Here is a 6,394-nt window from a genome sequence, read left to right as displayed (position 1 = left end):
CATCACCATGTGGGGTCAATGCGTTTCGCTCATAGTAACCGTGGCGGTGCAACGGGCGCTTGGCCCGGCAATGCGGACACTGTGTCAGAAGAGGGAAGTCGTTTTCTTTTCCGCGCTCTGCATACGTTTGGACGTCAATGCCAAAGTCATGAAATTGAATCACGTCCTCCTCCCCTCCTCTGAACCGATGGATTTTCTCTTCCGAAATAATTCACAAAAAATTTAGCACATTCTTTCAGAAAAGGGGAGAGGGCTTTCTGAAAGAATGTGCAAAAAAATGGCTCTTTTGTTCCGAAATAAAGTGATAATTTACACAGAGAGCTCAACCAGCCCTAGTGTGACCAACGAATAAGCTAACAATATGCCATCGAGTGCCACTTCAAACCCGGTGACGGAATTCGCCCGAATGTCTGTGATCCGGTATTGGTCAACGAGAATGGAAAAGACCGTCTCGATGCCTTTTCGTTTTTTCTTGATCCATTCTTCCCATGCCCGGGATGGACGATGTTTTTGATTGTTTCGAGACGGTGTCCACAATGCCGCTTGGTGCTTTTCGTACAGCTTTCGTTGCAAGGTGCGGCTGATGTACCCTTTGTCTCCAAAGTTGTAGGGATGAGGAATTTGGGTCATGACCGTTTCTGCTGCTTTGACGTCGTGACAAGACGCTTCCGTTACAACATAGCCCATGGGCAATCCTTGATTGGTCACTTGAAGGTGCAGCTTGAATCCGTAGTACAATTGTTTTTTGGAAGCGCAATAGCCCATATCCGCGATCCCACGGAATCGTTTGACGCGCTCCATTCTCGCGGGATGGCACAACGGAAGCGGCATACTGTCGACGACGGCATAGGCATGGTGTTGACCACGTTCGCTCACGACGGCGGATCCATTTCAACGCGAAGCCAAGCGCGCGGCAGCGGCGGTTGTACCGGGAACGTTCGAGAAACTGGCCGTCGGTGAACAAATGGCCGGTGACAAAGCGATGCCAGGCCCGTTCGGAAGAAAAACCAAGCAGCTTTCCTAAAAGATGTATTGCGATGACCACCTCATCTTCTTGCTTGACCAAGTGGCGGTTGCGACGCTGAAGATGAATCTGAATGAGTGACAGTTGAGCAGAGACAAACAAAAAAATGGCGGCATATTGCTTTTGCAGTTTGGCTCGATCTGTAGTAAAATGAAAGTGCTCTTGCATGGGGATCTCTCCTTTCGAATGGTAGGTAGCACTTTCATTCTATAGGAGATCCGCCAGCAAGGGCTATTTTTATGCTCACCCGACTTTATCTAGCACCACGGGTTCTTGTTAGAATGAAAAATCAAAGAAGAATAAGCATTAAGTGAATATGTTCCCTTCCTCTTCTCACAAAGAACACTACATAAAAAAGCCTTCCTTCACATGCTATGAGGAGGGCTACGCATCTTACAATTGACTAAAAACCTCCATTTTGTAACAAATGGAAGGGCAGCTGGCTGGCGTGTCTGTTGCATTATCATTATTTAACAGATTTAGCCCCTATAGCTTTGCGTCCTACCCTTTCGAGTAGTTTGCCGACCTCATATTCACTTTTTGATGTTTTTTGTCGATCTTTGTCATATTAAGTCATATTTTGTATGACAAATCAAATAAATATTAACATATTTTATAGTTCATGTGAACTATATACATGCTCCCTGAAAAGTTAACCTTCGCATAAGCGGTGCCCACTCTGGTTATACTGCTCCTAAGGAAAAGCATGGAAAACATCCATGAGCAACTTTTGCTCTCCACCCGGGCATGAAAATCCCCCTCTCCTTCCCATAATGAAGGATAGGCGCAAACAGTTGAACAGAACGTTGTGCTTAATGGTGGCCTGGACCCTGGGTAGAAAACTGTCTTGAATCCACTGGGGTCCGCCCTTTCCCTATGAATCGGAAAGGTGACGACGCATAGAAAAATGCCGCATGTCTCCCGTGGATTCGCTGTTTGCGCACTCAATCATCGAAAAGGAGGACCATCGATCATGGATGCCATCTATCCTCGCTACGCTGGGTTGGATATTCATGCCGAAACGATCGTCGCCTGCGCGCTATGGGAAGAAGACGGACACATTCAAAAAGACATTCAAACCTTCTCCACGTTCTCGAAAGGGCTTGGTGACCTGCTTGAGTGGCTCGAAGAGCATGGCGTCACCCATGTCGCCATGGAATCGACCGGCGTGTATTGGAAACCGGTCTTTGCCTTCCTCGAGGGCTATGTCGACTTGACGCTGGCCAATCCTCAGCGGATCAAAAATGTTCCGGGAAGAAAAACCGATGTCTCTGACGCCGAGTGGATCGCCAAGCTGCTCCGCCATGGACTCGTTGAAAAAAGTTTCGTCCCCCCCAGCGGATATTCGCGAATGGCGGGATTTTACCCGCCTCCGCAAAAAGTGGGTCGGACAGCTGACTTCGGAGAAAAACCGGATTCAAAAAGTGCTCGAGTCTTCCAATGTCAAACTCGGCTCGGTCCTCTCCGATCTCTTCGGCGTTTCCGGAAAAGACATCCTCATCCGGCTGCTTGAGAAGGGATACGTGGACAAGGACGAGTTGGATCAATGCCTGCGTGGAAGGCTCAAAAAGAAAAAGCAAGCGGTGTACGATTCGCTGCTCGGCACCTTGACCGAACACGAGCTCCGTCTCCTTCGCCTCTTGTGGAAACACGTCGAAGAATTGGAGCGATTGATCGAGGAAGTCGACCAGCACATCGACCGCCTGCTCGAGCCGTATCGCGAGGAAGTGGATCTGCTCATGACCATGCCCGGAGTGAAAAAACAAACCGCCGCCGTCATCATTGCCGAGATGGGAGCCGATATGAGCGTCTTCGAAACGCCGGAACGGGCGGCCTCATGGACCGGATTGTCCCCCGGCAGCCATGAAAGCGCCGGAAAGCGAAAGAGCACGCGCACGACAAAAGGCAATCCCCATCTCCGATCGGCGTTATGCGAGGCGGCATGGTCAGCAGCTCGATCCAAGACGCATCCCTTGTCCCGAAAGTTTTGGTCGTTGGCGGCCCGGTGCGGGAAGAAAAAAGCCCTCATCGCCATTGCTCGGCGGATGTTGGTGATCATCTTTTGCATGATCTCCCGCAAAGAGCCGTTCCGCCAACCACAACTTATTTAGTCTAGCCAAAAGGCAGACAGGTTATACGAGATGCCTAAAATCAGGCACCTCTGCTTTCCTATTGCCTTTTTTGGCCATTTTCAGTATACCCGCACGGATCAGGAGCGTATACCGCACTCACCAAGTGGTGGGGATTTTCACGGAAAGGATTCGCGATTGTCGCAAATGAAATCCGAAAAATGGCGGATAAAAGTAAAGAAGCCGTTGATAACATCGCAAAGCAACTTGAAAACTTTGCTAAACTTACAAAAACCATTGACCATATCTCCCAAAATATGAAAGATGACATAAATAATACCTACGAATCCATAGATGAATTAAGAAAATCTTACGAGCATGTTGCGCGTTTAGCAGAGGAATTATCGAAAATTACGTAAGGGTGAAAGAACACCTCATCCCATTGATAGTAAGAAAAATATTTTGTAACAAAGGACCATACGATAAGCTTGATGGTCCTTTTTCCAGTAAAAATTATCCAAAGTTCAAGTTTATTTTTCTTCATGAACGAGTATGTTTGGAGTGGAACGAGTTTATTTGGTATTTACAAATCTCATGTAAATTTCGAATAAACTCCTTCCTCCCCACCCCGCTCCAACCCGCATTCTTACGTCCCCATTTCTTCCTATTTGAAATAAACTCGTTCGTCCTCCCCCGATTTTTTCGATGTTTTTCTCCGATTTTTTCCGCTTTTTTCCTCCAACTGAGCACGACTTTTTTTTGATTTTTAGAAAAAGAAAAAGGGAAGAACGGATGATTCCTCCCGCTTCTTCCCTCTTATTTTCTTCACATGCTTATGCGATTTTCCTTGATATTTCAATGATTTTCCCGCTTTTCCTCTCCCTTTTCTTTTCCCATGTGGAGCGGGAGATGATCGATATCTTTTCCAGTAAAATTCATCCAAATTCCAATTTTATTTGGTATTTACACACTCAGCCGCAACTTCGCCACCGCCTCGACATGCGCCGTATGCGGAAACATGTCGATCGGCTGAATGTAGTTGACGCGATACGCCTCGGCCAAGACATCGAGGTCGCGGGCGAGGCTGGATGGGTTGCACGAGACGTAAACGACCGTTTTCGGACGGACGCGGAGAATCGTCTCAAGCAGCGCCCGGTCGCAGCCGACGCGGGGCGGGTCGACGATGATGACGTCCGGCTTCCAGCCTTCTTTCACCCATTTCGGCAGCCAATATTCGGCTTTGCCCACGACATAGTGCGTGTTGGTGAAACCATGCTTTTTGGCGTTGTTCTTCGCGTCTTCAATCGCTTCCGGAATCGTGTCCATGCCGCGCACTTCTTTGGCATCGCGAGCAAGCCACAAACCGATCGTGCCGACGCCGCAGTAGGCGTCAACGATCCGCTCCGCTCCGGTGAGGGCGGCCGCTTTTTTCACTTCGTCGTACAATTTCACCGTCTGGATCGGGTTGAGCTGGAAAAAGGCGCGCGCCGACAGTTCAAACGACAAGTCGCCGAGCGTTTCTTGAATGTATTCGTCGCCGGCAAGCACTTCTGTCTCGTCGCCGAAAATGAGCGATGTCTTCTCGCCGTTGATGTTTTGCACGATCGATTTCACTTCTGGAAGACGGCGGCGGATTTCCTCGATCAACAGCTCTTTGCGCGGAATGTCTTTTGTCGCCGTCACAAGCACAAGCTGAATGTCGCCCGTATGGAAGCCGACGCGGACGACGATTGTCCGCACGACGCCCGTTCTCGTTCGCTCGTTGTAAATCGGGATGCGCAAGTCTTGCAAAATCGTTTTGACAATGTTCGTGACGCGCGTCGTTTGCGGATGCTGGATGCGGCATTCGGATAGGTCAACGAGCCGGTGGGAGTCGAGGCCGTACAGTCCGGCGAGCACTCGTCCTTTTTTCACCCCGACTTGGAACTGGCTTTTGTTTCGGTAATGCCACGGGTCATCCATGCCGATCGTCGGGCGGATGTCAAGCTTGTCGACATCGAGGCGGCGGGCATGGCGGCGGAGCGCCTGGATGACAATGTCGCGCTTCGCCTCGAGCTGCGCCTCGTACGCCAAGTGTTGCAACTGGCAGCCGCCGCATTGCTCATAAAGCGGGCATGGCGGCATAACGCGGTTTGGAGAGCGCTTGCGAATGCGCTTGATTTTCGCTTCAGCGTACGTCGGATGAATGTTGGTCGCCTCGACGACGACTTCTTCGCCTGGCAAAGCGCCGGGGACGAAGACGACTTGTTTTTGAAAATAGCCGACCCCCTCGCCGTTAATGCCGATCCGCTGGATCGTGAGCGGAAATTGATCGCCTTTTTTGATTTTGATTTTCGTTTGTTGCTTTGCCATATCGGTCCCTCTCATTCGATGCTTCTCCATAAATATAACGCCGCATAGCTGGCGTACGGCTTCCACCGCTCGCCGAGCGCCGCCATCTCTTTGACGGTCGGCCGCTTGGAGAGCCCGAACCGTTTTTCGACCGCCCGCTGCAAGCCGATATCGGCTGGGGGGAAGACGTTTGGGCGGCCGAGGCCGAAAAGGAGGAAGTTTTGCACAGTCCACGGGCCGATGCCGCGCACGGCGGTCAGCCGCTCCATCACGTCGCCGTCTTCCATCTGTTCGAGTTCATCAAGACGCAGCTTCCCTTCGGCAATGAGGCGTGACACATCAATGATATATTCCGCTTTCCGCCCGCTCAGTTGCAAAGCGCGCACGTCATCGTACGAACGGGAGGCAATGTCTTCTGGGCGCGGGTAAAACCAAACGCCATGCATTTCTTTCCCAAACGTTTTCACAAACCGCTCCGTCAGCCGATAGCCGACTTTCAAATGAAATTGCTGGTGGATCAAACATTTGATTAAGCAAAAATATAAGTCAAAATCGAGCACAAGGGGCATCCCTTCGTATTCATCAAACAAAGGCGCCAGCTCCGTTTGGCGGAAATACTCGTGAATCGGCCCGAGCGGCGTCCGCCATTGAAACAGATGGGAAATCCGTTCCACAATCTCGCCTTGCCGCTCGGGGCAAGGCGCTGAAACGGAAAATTTTGGATCATCTTTTGTGCCGATGCCTTCAACCGTCACCGGCACAAAAAGATCGCCGAGCATAAGCGGCACCGTGATGCGCTGCCTCTCCAAGTCAACCGCCAGCAGCGGATCGAGCGCAAGTCGTTCAAGCGCGTGGGCGAAATCGTACGGGGCGGGCACGGTGACCGTTTGTTGCCACATCGTTCTCACCTTTCTCATTCGTCCGTGCCCTTATTATAACGAAAAACGCCCCGCCGCACCAACGAGCCGAA

The 6,394-nt window shown here is 50.7% G+C and carries 3 protein-coding genes, 3 pseudogenes and 1 riboswitch; of the genes and pseudogenes, 2 read left to right on the top strand and 4 right to left on the bottom strand.

Annotated features, from left to right (window positions below; translation table 11 throughout):
- Window positions 1-163, bottom strand: a pseudogene (locus tag GJ1_RS19085) (DUF6431 domain-containing protein); the annotation flags it as partial.
- A gap of 146 nt (window positions 164-309) precedes the next feature.
- A pseudogene (locus tag GJ1_RS12840) lies at window positions 310-1,192 on the bottom strand (IS982 family transposase).
- Between the two features lie 263 nt (window positions 1,193-1,455).
- Window positions 1,456-1,557, bottom strand: a riboswitch (cyclic di-GMP riboswitch).
- A 440-nt stretch (window positions 1,558-1,997) separates the two neighbouring features.
- On the opposite strand from GJ1_RS12840, the pseudogene GJ1_RS12835 reads away from it, so the two are divergent.
- Both GJ1_RS12835 and GJ1_RS12830 read left to right on the top strand, forming a co-directional pair.
- Window positions 1,998-3,135 (top strand): annotated as a pseudogene (locus GJ1_RS12835) (IS110 family RNA-guided transposase).
- A 50-nt stretch (window positions 3,136-3,185) separates the two neighbouring features.
- Window positions 3,186-3,512: a methyl-accepting chemotaxis protein gene (locus GJ1_RS12830; protein WP_306302407.1), complete on the top strand. Its 327-nt coding sequence runs from the start codon at window positions 3,186-3,188 to the stop codon at window positions 3,510-3,512.
- A gap of 544 nt (window positions 3,513-4,056) precedes the next feature.
- On the opposite strand, the gene rlmD is transcribed toward GJ1_RS12830, so the two are convergent.
- Together rlmD and GJ1_RS12820 are read right to left on the bottom strand one after the other, a co-directional pair.
- The gene (gene rlmD / locus GJ1_RS12825; protein ID WP_066233076.1) at window positions 4,057-5,460 is read right to left on the bottom strand and encodes a 23S rRNA (uracil(1939)-C(5))-methyltransferase RlmD; all 1,404 of its coding nucleotides are present in this window, start codon (window positions 5,458-5,460) and stop codon (window positions 4,057-4,059) included.
- Window positions 5,457-6,323: a DNA-3-methyladenine glycosylase family protein gene (locus GJ1_RS12820; protein WP_066233072.1), complete on the bottom strand. Its 867-nt coding sequence runs from the start codon at window positions 6,321-6,323 to the stop codon at window positions 5,457-5,459. Before GJ1_RS12820 ends, rlmD begins: the two co-directional genes overlap by 4 nt.
- Between the last annotated feature and the right edge of the window lie 71 nt (window positions 6,324-6,394).

The organism is Geobacillus jurassicus NBRC 107829, from assembly GCF_001544315.1.
In the GTDB taxonomy this organism is placed as follows: domain Bacteria; phylum Bacillota; class Bacilli; order Bacillales; family Anoxybacillaceae; genus Geobacillus; species Geobacillus jurassicus.
This window is presented reverse-complemented; position numbering and strand designations above follow the sequence as displayed.